At 45.5% G+C, this 15863-nt stretch carries 12 protein-coding genes; 10 read left to right on the top strand and 2 right to left on the bottom strand.

All coding sequences use genetic code 11. The features are described from left to right. The first annotated feature begins 347 nt into the window (after window positions 1-347). The 5 genes from V6C93_RS34760 (at window position 348) to V6C93_RS34740 (ending at window position 7215) form a co-directional block, all read left to right on the top strand. Complete coding sequence (locus V6C93_RS34760) at window positions 348-1694, top strand: FAD-binding oxidoreductase (RefSeq protein ID WP_333481262.1); 1347 nt, start codon at window positions 348-350, stop codon at window positions 1692-1694. A 282-nt stretch (window positions 1695-1976) separates the two neighbouring features. Next, entirely contained in the window at window positions 1977-3494 is a 1518-nt protein-coding gene (locus V6C93_RS34755) for an MBOAT family protein (RefSeq protein WP_333481261.1), read from the top strand. A 46-nt stretch (window positions 3495-3540) separates the two neighbouring features. Beyond that, a complete protein-coding gene (locus V6C93_RS34750; RefSeq protein WP_333481260.1) occupies window positions 3541-4476 on the top strand; it encodes a hypothetical protein in 936 nt (311 codons plus the stop codon). Between the two features lie 64 nt (window positions 4477-4540). Beyond that, on the top strand, window positions 4541-5404 hold the full coding sequence (locus V6C93_RS34745; RefSeq protein ID WP_333481259.1) for a creatininase family protein: 864 nt from the start codon (window positions 4541-4543) through the stop codon (window positions 5402-5404). Between the two features lie 143 nt (window positions 5405-5547). Further along, entirely contained in the window at window positions 5548-7215 is a 1668-nt protein-coding gene (locus V6C93_RS34740; protein ID WP_333481258.1) for a pentapeptide repeat-containing protein, read from the top strand. A gap of 228 nt (window positions 7216-7443) precedes the next feature. Here V6C93_RS34740 and V6C93_RS34735 read toward each other — a convergent pair whose 3' ends face one another. Beyond that, on the bottom strand, window positions 7444-10710 hold the full coding sequence (locus V6C93_RS34735) for a haloacid dehalogenase type II (RefSeq protein WP_333481257.1): 3267 nt from the start codon (window positions 10708-10710) through the stop codon (window positions 7444-7446). A gap of 266 nt (window positions 10711-10976) precedes the next feature. On the opposite strand from V6C93_RS34735, the gene V6C93_RS34730 reads away from it, so the two are divergent. The 4 genes from V6C93_RS34730 (at window position 10977) to V6C93_RS34715 (ending at window position 14077) form a co-directional block, all read left to right on the top strand. Then, window positions 10977-11276, top strand: coding sequence for a hypothetical protein (locus V6C93_RS34730; protein WP_333481256.1), 300 nt, complete (start codon window positions 10977-10979; stop codon window positions 11274-11276). Window positions 11277-11484: 208 nt separating this feature from the next. Beyond that, a complete protein-coding gene (locus V6C93_RS34725) occupies window positions 11485-12402 on the top strand; it encodes a histone deacetylase (RefSeq protein ID WP_349262934.1) in 918 nt (305 codons plus the stop codon). Between the two features lie 404 nt (window positions 12403-12806). Continuing rightward, complete coding sequence (locus tag V6C93_RS34720; protein WP_333481254.1) at window positions 12807-13160, top strand: hypothetical protein; 354 nt, start codon at window positions 12807-12809, stop codon at window positions 13158-13160. A gap of 416 nt (window positions 13161-13576) precedes the next feature. After that, a complete protein-coding gene (locus tag V6C93_RS34715; RefSeq protein WP_333481253.1) occupies window positions 13577-14077 on the top strand; it encodes a hypothetical protein in 501 nt (166 codons plus the stop codon). Between the two features lie 511 nt (window positions 14078-14588). Here V6C93_RS34715 and V6C93_RS34710 read toward each other — a convergent pair. Next, window positions 14589-14684, bottom strand: a complete 96-nt coding sequence (locus V6C93_RS34710) for a cytochrome b6-f complex subunit PetL (protein WP_015180780.1) — start codon at window positions 14682-14684, stop codon at window positions 14589-14591. Between the two features lie 96 nt (window positions 14685-14780). On the opposite strand from V6C93_RS34710, the gene aroB reads away from it, so the two are divergent. Continuing rightward, window positions 14781-15863: 3-dehydroquinate synthase (gene aroB, locus V6C93_RS34705; protein WP_333481252.1), on the top strand; the 1083-nt coding region annotated here is incomplete at its 3' end.

Raw genomic sequence — 15863 nt, 5'->3', positions numbered from 1 at the left:
CAAGCTCTTGAAAAGTCGATTTGGACTACGTGCTTGTAATCGTTATCTCTAGTATCTTTCCACTTATGCAAGAGACGCTACAAACTTGTGAAATCCTGTACTAAGGGATTAGGACTTGCGCAAAGCCTCTATCTTTAGGATATGTTAGCGTAGCGTAACTCATCATGACTGTACCATTTCAATAATATTGAATCTCCTGGAACAGGGGATGGCAGTGGAGTAAGTGGCAAGACGAACAGGATTCTCAAAAGAACAATTGCAGCGATCGAGGGAGGAGAGTCAAGACTAGAGAATCCGTGCCAATTTTAGCGCTTCAATTTTGGATTACCGATTACTAGTGATGAACAATGACCTCAACTACCTCTAAACCCATTGATTGGGATGCGATCGCATCTGAACTAGCTGGCATCGAAATCATTAGCGATCGCACCCAGCTTACCAAATTGTCTCTAGACTATTACCATTTCAGCCCAGTCCTACAACAACAGCTGGCTGACAAGCGAGGAGATTTAGTGGTTCGTCCTGCGAATGAGGCAGAAGTTCTGCGAGTGGCGGCAGTTTGTGTCAAGTATCAAGTCCCGCTAACTGTGCGGGGGGCGGGTACAGGTAACTATGGACAGTGTATCCCCCTACAGGGCGGCATCATTCTCGATACCACGCGGATGCAGAGCATTCGTTGGATTAAACCGGGGTTAGCGTGTGTGGAACCTGGGGTAAAACTGTCGGCGTTTGATAAGCAGGCACGGGAGATGGGTTGGGAATTGCGGATGGCTCCCTCAACCTACCGCACGGCAACGATTGGCGGGTTTATTGGGGGAGGGAGTGGGGGAATTGGTTCGATTACTTATGGGCAATTGCGCGATCGCGGCAACCTTCACGCTGTCCGTGTCGTTACCCTAGAAGATGAACCTCGTGTGCTTGAACTCCGTGGGGATGAGGTACAAAAGGTGAATCATGCTTATGGCACCAATGGCATTATCACCGAATTAGAAATTCCCCTTGCCCCAGCTTATGCTTGGGCTGAAATAATTGTCGTCTTTGATGACTTCATGAAGGCAGCAAGATTTGGCGAAACCCTGGCTCATAGCGATGGTTTAATGAAGAAGCTCATCAGCATTCATGCATGGCCTATTCCCTCCTACTTTATCGCCCTCAAAAATTACCTTCCCGAAGGTAAGCATTGTGCCTTACTGATGATTGCCGAGTCTTGCTTAGAACCGTTCCAAGATTTAGTTCGGGAGTATGGGGGTCAAGTTACTTATCAAAAATCCGCTCAAGAAGCTAGTAAGGGAACTAGTCTAGTAGAATTCACTTGGAATCATACTACTCTACACGCCCGAAGCGCTGACCCCTCCTTAACTTATCTGCAAACCTTCTTTTTTACCCTAGAGCGGGTGGAGCATTTGTATCATCATTTTGGCGATGAGGTATTGATGCATTTGGAATTCCTGCGGGCGAATGGGCAAGTGATTCCCGGCGGACTGCAAGTTGTGCGGTACACCACCGAGGAACGCCTCAATGAAATCATTCACTATCACGAAGAGAAGGGAGCTTTTATTGCCAATCCTCACACCTACATCCTGGAAGATGGGGGGATGAAAACTGTTAATGTTGAGCAATTAAAGTTTAAAGAACAGGTTGACCCTTATGGATTGCTGAATCCCGGTAAGATGCGAGCTTGGCTGGAGCGGTAATATAACATCGGGGTGGACAATGTCCACCCCTTTTGCATCTTATCTATATTGACATTCTCCGCAGAACGGAGATTCTTGCTTCACCGACTTCCCTTAACGCTGAAAGTCTCCCTTCAGCCGACAGAGGGGCAAATCTCGACAAGCGTGAATTCCCGTGTGCCCCACGGTACTGTATAGAGTATAGCGCAAAGTGAAGTTCCGGTAATATAGATGATGCTTTGCTAGAGCGATAAGTCTTGATAGACAGGACAGTATACTACCCTTACGCTCGCTAAAGGTGCCATGCTATTCAATTCTTGGCAATTTATCTTTCTGTTTCTACCGCTCACTGTTTTTATCTTTTTTCAGATTGGTAGGTTGGGAAGACCTAAACTAGCAATGATCTGGCTCATTGCTGCCTCCTTATTCTTCTACAGTTGGTGGAATCCTGCCTACTTGAGCTTGCTAATCGGCTCCATCCTGTTTAACTATATTCTTGGATATACCCTGAGTCAGCCTGGAGCAATTCCCCTGAGTAAAAAGTGGATTATGGCTGTAGCTATTGGGGTTAACTTAGCAATCATTGGCTATTTTAAATATGCTAACTTCTTTATTTCTAGCGCCAATAACATTTTAGATACAAACTTTAACTTGCATAACATTATTTTGCCCCTAGGTATCTCGTTTTTTACCTTCGAGCAAATTACCTACTTGGTAGATATTTACCGAGGAAAAGCACAAGACTACGGATTCCTGAACTATTGTCTCTTCGTTACCTTCTTTCCGCGATTGATTGCTGGCCCCATTATCCGATACGGACAAGTCATGCCCCAATTTGCCAATCCGTCGATTTATCGATTTAGTCTTGAAGATTTAGCGGTAGGCATGACCCTTTTCTGGATAGGGTTGAGCAAAAAAGTTTTATTAGCTGACAGTATTTCACTTTATGTAACGCCAGTGTTTAATGCAGCGGCTGATGGTGTGCCATTCACCTTTTCTGAGGCATGGACTGGAGCGCTAGCTTACTCATTTCAGCTTTACTTTGATTTTTCCGGCTACTCTGATATGGCAATCGGCGTTGCCCGAATGTTCAGGATTAAGTTACCCCTCAATTTTGATTCGCCTTACAAAGCCGAGAATATCATCGAATTTTGGCGTCGGTGGCATATTACTCTTTCTAACTTCCTGCGGGATTATCTTTACATTCCTCTAGGCGGAAATCGAAAGGGTAAATTTCGGCGCTATATCAATCTAATGATTACCATGCTATTAGGTGGTTTATGGCATGGGGCAGGGTGGACGTTTGTTTTATGGGGTGGGTTGCATGGGGCCTATCTTTGCATCAATCATCTATGGCATGACTTTCGACAATCACTAGGACATAACTTGAACAAGAGTCACTGGTGGAGTAGAGGATTGAGTTGTCTGCTGACATTTTTTGCTGTAATAGTTGCCTGGGTTTTATTTAGGGCAGAAAATATTAGTGCAGCAATAATCATGATAAAAACCATGTTCGGTGCCAATGGCTTTTCTTTGTCACCATCACCCATACCAATTGTATTGTTAGGCAGAAAACTCTTGCTGGGTTTTGGTCTATTGGTCTGGTTGATGCCCAATACCCAACAGTGGTTGATGCGATATAAACCAGCTTTAACGGAACCTATAGCAGAAACTCCTTTTAGTTGGGGCAAAAGTTTGTGGCAAAAGCTACAATGGCGACCTTCCAAAACTTTAGGGTTAATACTTGGAATTTTGGTATTCATGATTTTAAAAACTTTTTTAGTTGCTCCTGAAAGTGAGTTTTTGTACTTTAATTTCTAGTTCAATGGTCTACTTGAGATATCTGCGATCAATACTGATTGGATTTTTGCTGAGTTGTACTATTTTTTTATTAGCTGTCTCTTACCAAATAGGTGCTCCAACAGAAACGTCTCGCTGGGTCGATGAGATATATAAGATAAAAGTCAGCATTGCGAATTCTATTAAAACACCTAAGTTAGTTGTCGTGGCTGGCTCCAATGTTCTCTTTGGTATGAGCTGCCAGATGATTGATGAAGCAACTGGAGTACCTTGCGTCAATGCTGGTACTTATGCTGGCCTGGGTCTTGATTACATCTTGAACCGTGCCCATTCTTTAGCCAAACCTGGAGATATCATTCTACTCTCACTTGAATACGGTCTATATCAAGATAACGGAGGCCCAAGCGCTCAATTAATTGATTATGTGTTTTCTCGAGACCCCAAGTATTTACTAGCGCTTGATTTTAGGAGGAAAACTTACTTCATTAGTTGGATATCTTATGACCGTCTGGCACTTGGTATGGCGGCAAAGTTAAAAACCCCTCAACCAATTGCAGGGGGTTATGAATCTAAAAACCTCAATAAATATGGAGATGAAACAAGCAATGTTAAGTCCAATATTACAGAAATCAAAAAACAGATGATCGAACAAGCAAAACCCATAGAAGCAGACGTTGATGTAATCACAGTTTATTCTCAACAAAGTATTAGCAATTTCATTAAATGGTGCAGAAATCAGCAAATAAAAGTATTAGTGACGTGGCCCGGTACAATGTGGTTTGAAAGTTATAAAGAAAAAAAGAAACAAGAGTATTTTAAACGTCTAGAATACTTTTACCGTAAAGAAAGAGTTCCTGTACTCGGAAAACCAACAGACTTTATGTATAACAAATCCATGTTTTATGATACAAGTTATCATTTGAATGAACAAGGAGTACAGCAACGTACTGGCAAAATTATAAATTTCTTACAACCTTATTTAAGAATTAATGCTAGAGAGTGATTAGAGAAAATCTGAATCTATTACGTTCCCTTAAAGTGTTAAAAATAATCCAATAAAGAAGAAAATGCACGGATTTATTCCCCCCGATCGCTTCTTTCCCTATCTAACTTGGACTGATATTCAAGCGATGCCAGATAAGGAAAATGTGGTGATTATTCAACCTCTGGGGTCGATTGAGCAACATGGCCCCCATCTGCCGATAATTGTAGATTCTGCGATCGCAGCGGCTGTTCTAGGTAAAGCTTTATCCAAACTCCATCCCACCATCCCCGCTTATGCTCTACCTCCCCTTTATTACGGCAAATCCAATGAACATTGGCACTTCCCAGGCACGATTACCTTGAGCGCCCAAACCCTGTTAGCGGTGCTGACGGAAATGGCCGAGAGTATCTATCGAGCGGGGTTTCGGAAGTTAGTGCTAATGAACGCTCACGGGGGACAATTGCAGGTGATGGAAATTGCAGCACGAGACATTCACCAGAAGTATGAGGATTTTCTGATTTTCCCATTGTTTATCTGGCGAGTACCGAACATGGCCAAAGAATTACTTACGCCGAAAGAGTTGGAGTATGGCATCCATGCCGGAGATGGGGAAACTAGCTTGTTGCTCTCAATTTTACCGGAGCAGGTAAAGATGGAAAGAGCCGTTGCCGAGTATCCCCAAGAGTTACCACAGGATAGCCTGCTGAGTATGGAAGGGAAGCTGCCGTTTGCTTGGGTGACGCGGGACTTAACCCAGAGCGGGGTGATGGGGGATGCGACAGTAGCAACGAAGGAAAAAGGCGATCGCCTCTTAGAATCTCTGGGTGAGGGTTGGGTAAAGGCAATCGAGGATGTTTATAAATTCCGTCAGCCGCAAGCCTGGATGAAGAGTGAAGGGAGATCAGGAGGAGGAGAAAAATCAGTCATCACTCGGTTAACGAATTAGCTTTAGAGGTTATAGCCTTGTCAAAGCGTGACTACGGCGACCTATTTGCTGCGTGATCACAATGCTCTGGGCTAAATTTTGGCGATCGCTTTACTGGATGAAGACAATGGAAATAGCTGTGGTTGCCAAAACTATTGATAAATATGTCTGACCCACAAGTGGATCTAGTATCTCTGGCGTCGAGGATTTCGCTCTTAGAGGAGCGACAGAATAGTTTAGCGAAGTATACGGTAGGGGTAAAACGCCAGTTAGAACGTCTCATTGACCAGTTCAACACGCGAGCTGAGTTGCCGATGCTGGAAAATTTACAGGGAGCGATCGCGCAGCTATGTGAAAAACTGACTTCTTGGCAACAGCAGCAAAATCAGTGCGTAAATTGGAGCGAAACCCTCGATAACTTCGAGCCCTACGAAAGCTTCAATGGAACCGAAGCGTTTGAGATGCCAGTTCAGGAACAGGAATGGGTTCATCGATGGGTGAAGCTTGAGGAGGCTGAATTTGACGCCGATGAACAAACAACTCATTGGCTTGAAGAGAATCAGGAATTTACGATTGCCCTAAACGGGCAGCACAAACCAATTGCAACGGATGATTTTTTGAGGCAGTATAACGACCAGAGACGGAATTTCACAGGTGCTAACCTAGCTGGAATCAATTTAGCCGAAAAGTTTCTCAGCTACGACCTGAACCTAAGCAAAGCCAACTTAAGCCAAGCGCAACTGACACAGGCCAACCTAAGTCGAGTAAATCTTAGCAGAGCCAATCTCAGGAAAGCTCAACTCAGTCAGGCCACATTTTGGCAGACCAACCTCGAGGAAGCAACCCTAGAACAGGCCGATCTAAGGGATGCAACCCTCAAGGAAACAATACTAGAAAAAGCCAACCTGAGGAAGGCAAACCTCAGTCGAGTCAATCTGTCACAACAGGTAAACCTCAATGAAGCCAACCTCAGCGAGGCAAATCTAAGCAAGGCAAATTTGAGAGAAGCAACACTAATTCAAGCCGACTTGAGCCAAGCAGATTTAAGCCAAGCTAATCTGATAGAAACCAATTTAGAAGGAGCAGAACTTCAAGGAGCCAATCTCAACCAAGTAATTTACAATAGAGCGACTGTTCTCCCCAAGGGTTTTGACCCTGCACAAAGCGGTGCTTGTTTGATTGCTCCTCATGTATCCCTAAAAAAGGCAAATCTTGCAGGTGCTGACTTGAGGGATGTAGACCTCGCTAAGGCAAATTTACAAGAGGCCAACTTAAATTCTGCTAACCTTCAAACAGCTGATTTGAGCGAAGCTAACTTGAATCAGGCCAACCTTGCGAAGGCTAATCTAAAAAATGCCATACTGCTTCAGGCGAATCTCAGTGAAGCTAACTTGGAGGAGGCGAACTTAGAGGGGGCAAACCTAACTGGAGCCAATTTAAATGATGCCAATCTAAAACATGCTAATTTACAGGGAAGCCATTTAGCGGCGGCAAATCTTTACCAAGCGAATTTGAAGCAGGCTAAGCCTAAATTCGATCATCGGACAAACTTCAGCGGTGCTAACTTAGCTGGAGTCAATTTAGTTGGCCTTAACTTAGAAAAAATGAATTTAAGTAGAGCTAATTTAGTTGCCGCCAATCTGTGCGGAACGTTGCTTAAATCGGCAAATATAAATGGAGCAAATTTATCGTTCGCTGACCTTTCTGGGGCAGACTTAAGTGATGCAAACTTAGAAAATGCCAATCTTAAAAAAGCGAATTTAAGCGGTGCAAATTTGACTGGAGCAAAGCTTACAGAGGCAATTATGCCAGACGGGACTATCCATAAATAGCCTTGGCTAATCTCCTTCAACTAAAAGCTTAGCCTCCTCTCTAAAACACTTTCAGTAGACCGAAAACTTTTGCGATCGCACTCCGGCCTGCTCTTCGTATTAGTCTCGCCCAGCTTACTTTTACTCAACTAGCTGTATTGAAGCTTATATTCTTGTCGGCTTAAGCAAATCATCAATCCTTCTCTGGGTCTCCCCTACTTTTTCAGCAAGCCCTAAGCTAATTTTCCTTTAACGGAGATCATGTTCCATGTCTACAAAATGCTCTTGCAGTAAACGATGGACAAATACATATCCTCCACCGACTTTTTGCAAAAAGATGCAATCGGCAGCATAGTCTAGAAACCTAGCATAGTTCCAGGGAATGTACCCACCTTTCCAAAGAATGAAACGCAGAATAAAGTGTTTGATACAAACGATTCCTGCACCTCGTCCACCAATCAATGCAGCGGCCCCACCAAACAGGAGTCCGTTCAACAATCCAAACGCTGGATTCTCAATGCCCCCTAAGATGACTCCCGTTAGTAACCCGATCGTGACCAACAACTTACTACTATTTTCAACTGACTGCCAAATTCTGTGATTGGGAACTGTTTTTCTAGTTATTTCATTGACCTTTTTAAATCCAAAAATGAGTGATAACATCATCCCAAAAATAAAACTTGGAATGAGCGAGATAGATGTCCCCCAATTGAGGAGCAGTCCAATTACTAGCCCAAATCCTGAATATTTTACAGCCTTGCGCCAAGACCATTTAATAGTATCAACTGGCTCGATCGCCGCATTAGAGTGAAGGAACCCATAAATAAATACACCAATTACGCCATAAATCAGAGTATAAGTGACTCCATATCCCCAGCTCTCATAAATCCAGCCAAAAATAGGGCCAAAAATTCCCCCTAAAAGCAAAGCGTTGATGAGTCGTCCATATATATGATTTGTAGAGTCATCGACTCGTTCCCAAAGCAATCCTCCGATCACTCCATAAATTACCCCGCCAACTACTCCAGCTCCCAATCCCTGCAAGCTATCGAGCCAGTCGAAGGCGATGACATTTCCCCCCCGATGATTGGCAAGTAGTCCAACGTGCAACCCACCCCACAACGATGACAGAAGCGTCTTGACACCCATATAATAAGCTCGCCGCTGTAATTTGGTAATTAACCAGTCCGGTTGCATTTCATCGATTAGGAATACCGTCTGAGAAAATTGGCACATCTGCCGAGCTAACCAACTGAGCCAATGAATGGTTTGCGCTTTTGTATAACGTTGGTCAGTCCTTCGACGCTTGAATGCCTGTGCAATGTAAGCATCAAGGAGTTGAGCGCGGCGTTCATCTAATAATCCTGTTTCGGACAAGCCTTCACTACCAATACCTTGATATGCTGTGGTCATTATGCTGAGCATTAATGGTGATCTTGCCAACTGACTGAGCATTTCGTCCTTGAGGAGCAATTCCTTCAACCCAGCCGGATAGGAATTTGCATCGTTCAAAGAATGGTAGATTTGCTCTAAAGTCAGCGATTGCAGGCAAATTGCGCTTTGAAAATTTAAACGCTTGGACAGGGCTTGGTAGTCGTTGATGCGACTCGTCACGACAATTTCTGAACCATGCTTTTGATGAAATGCATTGATGGCATCGATGCACTCCTCTTGGCACTCATCCCGAACTTCATCCAAACCATCAAGAAGCAAGAGGAGTTGCTGTTTGTTAATCCAAGTTTGTCCGACTTGCTTGGGAACTTGATATTTGATATTAAGTTCTTTAACCGTCCAGTCATCAACAGTATGCTTTCCATATCCCCAAGCGGAAAGGTTCAAGACGACAGGAATCCGTTGAGCGATGTCTTGCTCGGCACGGTCAACTAATTGGGTTGCCAGCTCCAAGACGGTGATTGTTTTGCCAGCCCCTGGTTCACCCAGAATGAGTAGTGTCCGTCCTTCACCTATTGCATCAAACAGGTCGATTACTCTAGTTCCCTCGGGTAAAGGTTGGCGAGATTGGTCAGGCGTCTGGTCAGTCAGGCTCAAGGGATGTGCCACCGCTTGGAGGTCTTCTTCCAGAGGTAGCTCAATTGGCATTCGATTGTGTAGCGAATTCTCCAATACGCCTTTAATCCAGTAATTCTTGACTTTACTAAGTAGCGCTTGACGATTGCGATACTCTTGGGGCGTAATCCGATGCAGCCGAATCTCAGTCTCTCGACGCTCGGTTTCAGCCTCACGACTGACGGTGATGTACTCTCGATGCAGAGTCACGGGCTGAGGTTTTTTACTCGAACTCTGTCCCAGCCATTCCTCTGCCGATTCTAAATCGCTGCCCCGCAGTAAAAAACTACTGTCACGGTTTCTGTTTTCCCACTCTTTGGCCCGGACAAGCAATCGCGTGTGCGATCGCACATAACTAATATCAGTCTCTAGCGCCTGAATCAGCGTGTCAAATGCGTTAGTGAAATCATCTTGCTCTCGGAAAAAGAGCCAGTTCAGCTTCGCTAGCTCTGGATGTACGGCTTTAGAGTCAATGCTCTGGCATACAATAGGTACAAGCCTCTTACCCTGATCGATAGCGTGCAACAATTCCTCACCGCACACCTTCGAGCTAATTGAATGGGGGCTGAGGACAAAAACAAAATTATTAGCGGCTTCAATCCCCAAGTAAATCTCTTCTCGCCAGTCTGCTGTAGGCGGAATATCATTCCAATCAACCCACGTTTTCTGGTTGGCTTGAATCAGTGCTTCCCACAATTGACGGACAAATTCCTTATCCCTACGAGAGTAAGAGATAAAGATGTCGTAATCAGCGCGATCTCGAACGGGACTAGAAACGGCAGAACTATCAATTTTCACAATCTGGTTTGCAGCTTCTACCAAATCGCTAGCAACTACATCGGGTTGCGGGTAAACACCAAGGTAATCCTTCTCTTCCTGAGCGATAAAAGCCGTTCGCAAGCCAGCGCAGGCAGCACCTGCAATATCCCAGGCATGAACAGCCACCATCCAGACATCGCCAGAAGCATCTTGTTTCGCCAAAGCGTAGACATCCGGGTGCGGCTTCGTCTTTTGGACGGCATCACACGAATAGATGCTGGCAAAGTACTCAAGGGCATTGGCTCGTTCCAGCAGCTTACGGGTGGAATCCTCACTGCCATTAGTGAGGGCGACTAGCTTCCAGCCTGCTGTAGTCAGAAGGCGAAAAGCCTCTAGAGCGTTCGGCTGTGGCTCCAGTTCATTGAAGGCGTTCACTACACGCTCAAGCTGCTCCTCATCTGCCTCAATGCCCAGAATCTTGAGAGTCCGGGGTAGTTCCGCCTCCAGTACTTCCTTAAGCGGTTGGTAGCTACCCGCATGGGAGAGGGCGAAGGCATCCCGCAAGCTTTGGGCAAACCAGAGTTGGAGAGCATGAGGAGGCGCACCTAGCTCTACCAATCTCTGGCGAGGTTTGTCCAGGCTGAAGCAGGTGCCGATGATGTCGAATACTACAGTGCCTTTTGCGTTCATCAGAGATGGAGGTACCAACAGGGATGTGTTTTGGGTATTCGCCCTTACAAATCTTGCTTCCCAACCTATGGCAGGCGAATCTGTGTCGTCATGGAAAGGGTGGTTTGATGTGAGAGCGTCAGATCAGATCGGACTCTCGACTACTCATAGGCTCAGTTCCGATACCCTCATTGGTTAGATGGGAATAGTGTAAACCTTATAGAACCTGATAAACTACCAATTTCGATTGGTTGGCTATAGGTATGTTGAGGTACAGATTCTTCATTGTGTCTTTATCCGCTCTGTTCATTTCCACTCCTGCGGTACCAGCAGAAACGTTAAATTCCCAACTCGTCAAGGCTGTCTGTCGTCAGCAGTGGTGGAAAGCCATTCGTGTAGTGGATCGAATGGCTGTTGTGTCCGAGCCTCAATATCGCAAGCCATTACGCGCTTACCGTAACCGATTGGTTCGGATCGCTCGGTCTGGCGTGCCAGCGATGAGTCCTGACTGTGGCAGAGATGGTCTTCCTCGATCTGGATTACCTAATATTCAACTCAAGCCTTCAGAGTTTCGACCACCAGAGTGATGTTGAGCTAGAAGAATTCTTATTTTGCGATCGCATGATGGCGCTGCGCAAACTTCTACCTGTGCAGTCCGGTTGGTTATAGTAGAGAAAATTCCCAAGTGCTTCTATCGACTGTCCTCTAAAACGTCGGTTACCACTAAAGAGGGGTCAATCCAAAATCCTCGCATCCAAAATCCAAAATCGAATGACCGCCTCCCTCGCTCGGACTATGCTGCCAATTATCTACTCGGATGAATTTCTCAAACACGACAATGGTCGGTTCCACCCAGAAAGACCAGAACGTTTAACCGCCATTGTGAACGCGCTCAAAACAGCACCTTGGGCTGACAAACTTGAGTGGCAGCTACCGACGCCAGTAGAGACACGTCCCGTGATGCCCCTCTTGCAACAAATTCATACCCCCCTCTACATTGAACGGGTTCGGGAAATTGCTACTAGTGGCGGTGGAATGCTGGACGCGGATACACCCATTTCCCCTCGCAGTTACGATGTCGCCCTGCTAGCGGTGAGTGCTTGGTTAGATGGGGTTGATCAAGTTTTGGCTACTGACAATCCCACCTTTGTCCTGGCACGTCCACCAGGACACCATGCTGAGCGAGAGAGGGGAATGGGATTTTGTCTATTTTCTAATGCTGCGATCGCAGCTTACTATGCTTTAAAACAACCGGGTATTCATCGCGTTGGCATTCTCGACTGGGATGTTCATCACGGTAACGGTACACAAGATATTGTGGAAAGCGACGCCCAAATTGCCTACTGTTCGCTGCATCAGCATCCCTGCTATCCCGGTACTGGCAACGCTAGCGAACGAGGTTTATATAAAAATGTACTCAATCTGCCCATGCCACCTGGCAGCACAGTAGCGAATTACCAGCCCCTATTTGAGCAGAAAATAATCCCGTTTTTTAGAGATTTTCAGCCAGATTTACTGATTGTCAGTGCAGGTTACGACGCCAATGCGGATGACCCCTTGGCAGGAATTGCACTTAACCCACAAGATTTTGGACTGTTTACTCAGTACTGTCTGCAACTGACTCGTCGCATTCTTTTTGGTTTAGAAGGGGGTTATCATCTTACCGCCCTTGCTCAGTCAGTAGTGGCGACGATTGAAAGTTGCTTGATTTGAACAGTTATCTGAGAGCTGTCTTGAAAGAAGAGAGTAGGGAGTAGGGACCGGAGATGAGAGTGAGGAGGGAATAGGGGAAGAGTCTTTCATTGAATGTTCGTGTGCCTTAGCGTGACGCGAAGGCGGTCGCAGCGAAGCGAGCAAGTGAGGCTTAAGCCGAGTTCGTGGAGGGTCTTGCATTATAGGCTTCGACAGGCGGGACATGCATCCCACAATCCAGAATTTTTCTTGTGGGGTAGAAATCCTGCCTGCCCCATGAACCATTCGATTGATGTCTTTAAACCAAAAGTTCATCCTTCCTAAGATATAGTTTCATCTATCTTTAGGTATACTTGGCAAAACGGCGAGTCTTCTGGAGAAACCGTAGACAAGCACACCTTAGGCAGAAAACACCAAAGCCAAGTATGAACCCCTTAGAATTAGATCAAGAAATCGGTAAGATGGCGAGGGCGATGATGACCCGTAATACCCTAATTGGGGCAGATCTCATCGCCCATCTGAGAAGTCAAATCACCCTTGAAGAAGTAGCCGGAATGGTGCTTGTGAGTTTTGAGCGGTTACTCTGGTTTGATGAACAGGCCATTCTCTGGTCGATAGAAAATCTCATCCCTGCGGATGTGTTGCAAGAAATGCAAAGAATTACTTCAGTTGCGGTCTATCAGCAGTTGATTCGTAAGGGATATGTCCCTGGAAAAGATATAAGTGTCGATGCCAAAGGCAAACTGCTTGTGAAGGCAAAAATGACAACAGTAGCATGAGCGAAAAAGTTGAGAAGTAGGGAAGCGATCGCTTCCGATTTTGTAGAGTCACTCATCTGTTTCTTTACACGAGTGACTCGATAAAAAACATTTTATTTTAAAAAGGGATTAAGTGCTTTAGCCGTCTAGAGAGACGCTTTGGCACTTTTCCAGTTTTTAGCCTGTTTTAACGTCTCTTCATCGATTCTTTACAGATTTCTTTATCGAATATTCAAAATAAAAATAAAAATTTTCCGGAATCATCAGCTGGGTCTGTGTAACCTTGAAAACTAACTCTTATGAGAGCTATACGTTGAAGAAAATATGAATAGCATCATTCAAAAGTTATAAATATTCCGCAATATCCATTGCACATAGATAAACAACAATAGGAATTAGCTATTGGTTCCGCGCTTTTTATGGAAGAACAATCTCTTGTGTATAGGCCAATAAATCAACCGACTGAAATCTTGAGTCAGTTGCAGACTGGTCAACTACTCAGAGTCAAGGGTAGTCCTGGCAATGCTCTGATTATTTGCAATCCTCACCATTCAGAACTGGCGGGGCCAGGTGCTGCTGTTGGTAGTGTTTTCGACCTTAAATGTAGTCGAGTCATTCCTATCGGTAAAGTCTCTATCGTTTATCCTGAAACTCGGATTGAGCGGAAGAAAGCCTATGTCCTGCGTCAACAATGGATTCTCTTCACTCATAAAGCAATGGAGACTTGGGTTCCCCTACAGCGAGCCAGAAGACTGCTGATTATGCTTTACCAATACTTTGAGCCTCAACTCATTGACGAATTGCCAGATGAAGTCCTTGCTCGGTTGGTAGGAGTTTTGCCTAAAACGATAGGAGTAGTGCGTCAAGCTTTAGTGTCTGAGCGATTGTCTATGACAACCAGCGAAGGGGAACGGGTACCGTGTAAGCTCTCAAACTGATGAAAGTTGAATGTCACTGACTTAAGGAACAAGTGATCGTTTCTTGGGAAAAACCAGTTTGGGGGGAAACTCCCCAAACCCCCCTCTGGGGGACGGAGTGCCTACCTAGAGCCCCCTGCACAAGGGTTGGTTGGCTCCCTAGGAAAGTTCTTAAGCTCGATGACATTCAGCTTAAGTCAATTGGCACTGACTTAAGAGCCTTGAAATAAATTTCAGGCTCAGAGCTAAAACCTGTTAAAACAGGTTTAAACTCCTATCCGGTAAATTTTTTAGTCAGTTTTAACTGACTTTAGCTTTTAGCCCGAACTTTAGTTCAGGGCTTAAGTCAGTGACATTCGATTTAAGGGAGAAGTGATCGTTTCTTGGAAAAACCCAGATTGGGGGGTTTCCCCCCAAACCCCCCACTGGGGGACGGAGTGCCTACCTAGAGACCCCCTGCACAAGGGTTGGTTGGTGAGCTAGGAAAGTTTTTAAGCTCAGTGACATTCAGCTTAAGTCAGTGACATTCCTCTTAAATCAACTTGACAGCTTTCAACCCAAAAAAGAGAGCTAGAGCAACGCCCGTAGCACCACCTAGAAGTAAGAAGTAAGCAACAACTCCAGACATTTACGTTTCTCCACAAAAACTCATATAACTCCATTGAATCATCTGGTGGGATAGAATACAGCCCACAGTCGCTTGGGAAAAAGGGGTCAAGGCACAATGGATTCTGTAATTCGCGTGAATTTACCGGAGCAGTCTTACGAGATTGCAGTAGTGGCGGGTGGATTAGATGATTTGGGTGTGTGGATGAGCCGCTTGAAACTGGGGAAGCAAGTTTTGGTGGTGTCGAATCCTGTAATATTCAAAAAATACGGGGAACGTGCGATCGCAGCCCTGAAGTTAGTGGGATATGAGGTATCCACCTGTACTCTCCCAGCAGGTGAACGCTACAAAACCCTGAAGTCTGTACAAAAAATCTACGATGTTGCCCTAGAAAACCGCTTAGAGCGTTCCTCCACCATCGTGGCGTTGGGGGGTGGAGTGGTTGGGGATATGGCGGGTTTTGCTGCCGCTACCTGGCTACGAGGGATTAACGTGGTGCAGGTGCCAACATCGCTGCTGGCAATGGTGGATTCCTCCGTGGGTGGCAAGACTGGAGTGAATCATCCCCAAGGAAAGAACTTAATTGGGGCATTTTATCAGCCGCGATTTGTTTTAATCGACCCCTTAGTCTTAAAAACATTGCCACCACGGGAGTTTCGGGCGGGAATGGCAGAGGTCATTAAGTACGGCATTATCTGGGATGCTGAGCTATTCGATAAGCTAGAAGCCGCGCCGCGTCTCGACCAATTGCGTTACGTGGATGAGGAGTTGTTGTCTGTGATTCTCACTCGCTCCTGTCAAGCGAAAGCGGACGTGGTGGGGAAGGATGAGAAGGAAGCAGGATTAAGAGCCATTCTTAACTATGGTCACACGATTGGTCATGCGGTGGAAAGCTTGACCGGATATAAGTTGGTCAATCATGGAGAAGCCGTAGCTATTGGCATGGTTGCAGCGGGACAGATTGCGGTGCAACTTCAGATGTGGAAGCCACAGGAGGCAAAACGTCAAGATGCCTTGATTGAGAAAACAGGATTACCCACTCAGTTACCCTCTGAATTGGATATTGATGCGATCGCAGATACTCTACAAACGGATAAAAAGGTTAAAGATGGTAAGGTGCGGTTTGTCCTGCCGACTCAGATTGGTGCAGTAGAGGTGACTGACCAAGTACCAGCCGATGTAATTCGCCAAGTGCTGCGG

Origin of the sequence: Allocoleopsis sp., from assembly GCF_036703385.1 — a bacterium.
In the GTDB taxonomy this organism is placed as follows: Bacteria; Cyanobacteriota; Cyanobacteriia; order Cyanobacteriales; family Coleofasciculaceae; genus Allocoleopsis.
The sequence above is the reverse complement of the archived record's forward strand: the minus strand, read 5'-3'. Positions and strand labels throughout refer to the sequence as shown.

What these genes read in the sequence shown, in the direction of transcription:
- V6C93_RS34725 (WP_349262934.1), top strand. Translation starts at nt 11,485, where the DNA reads ATGCTGCCAATTATCTACTCGGATGAATTTCTCAAACACGACAATGGT.
- V6C93_RS34745 (WP_333481259.1), top strand. Translation starts at nt 4,541, where the DNA reads ATGCACGGATTTATTCCCCCCGATCGCTTCTTTCCCTATCTAACTTGG.
- V6C93_RS34735 (WP_333481257.1), bottom strand. Translation starts at nt 10,710, where the DNA reads ATGAACGCAAAAGGCACTGTAGTATTCGACATCATCGGCACCTGCTTC.
- V6C93_RS34740 (WP_333481258.1), top strand. Translation starts at nt 5,548, where the DNA reads ATGTCTGACCCACAAGTGGATCTAGTATCTCTGGCGTCGAGGATTTCG.
- V6C93_RS34720 (WP_333481254.1), top strand. Translation starts at nt 12,807, where the DNA reads ATGAACCCCTTAGAATTAGATCAAGAAATCGGTAAGATGGCGAGGGCG.
- V6C93_RS34710 (WP_015180780.1), bottom strand. Translation starts at nt 14,684, where the DNA reads ATGTCTGGAGTTGTTGCTTACTTCTTACTTCTAGGTGGTGCTACGGGC.
- V6C93_RS34760 (WP_333481262.1), top strand. Translation starts at nt 348, where the DNA reads ATGACCTCAACTACCTCTAAACCCATTGATTGGGATGCGATCGCATCT.
- V6C93_RS34755 (WP_333481261.1), top strand. Translation starts at nt 1,977, where the DNA reads ATGCTATTCAATTCTTGGCAATTTATCTTTCTGTTTCTACCGCTCACT.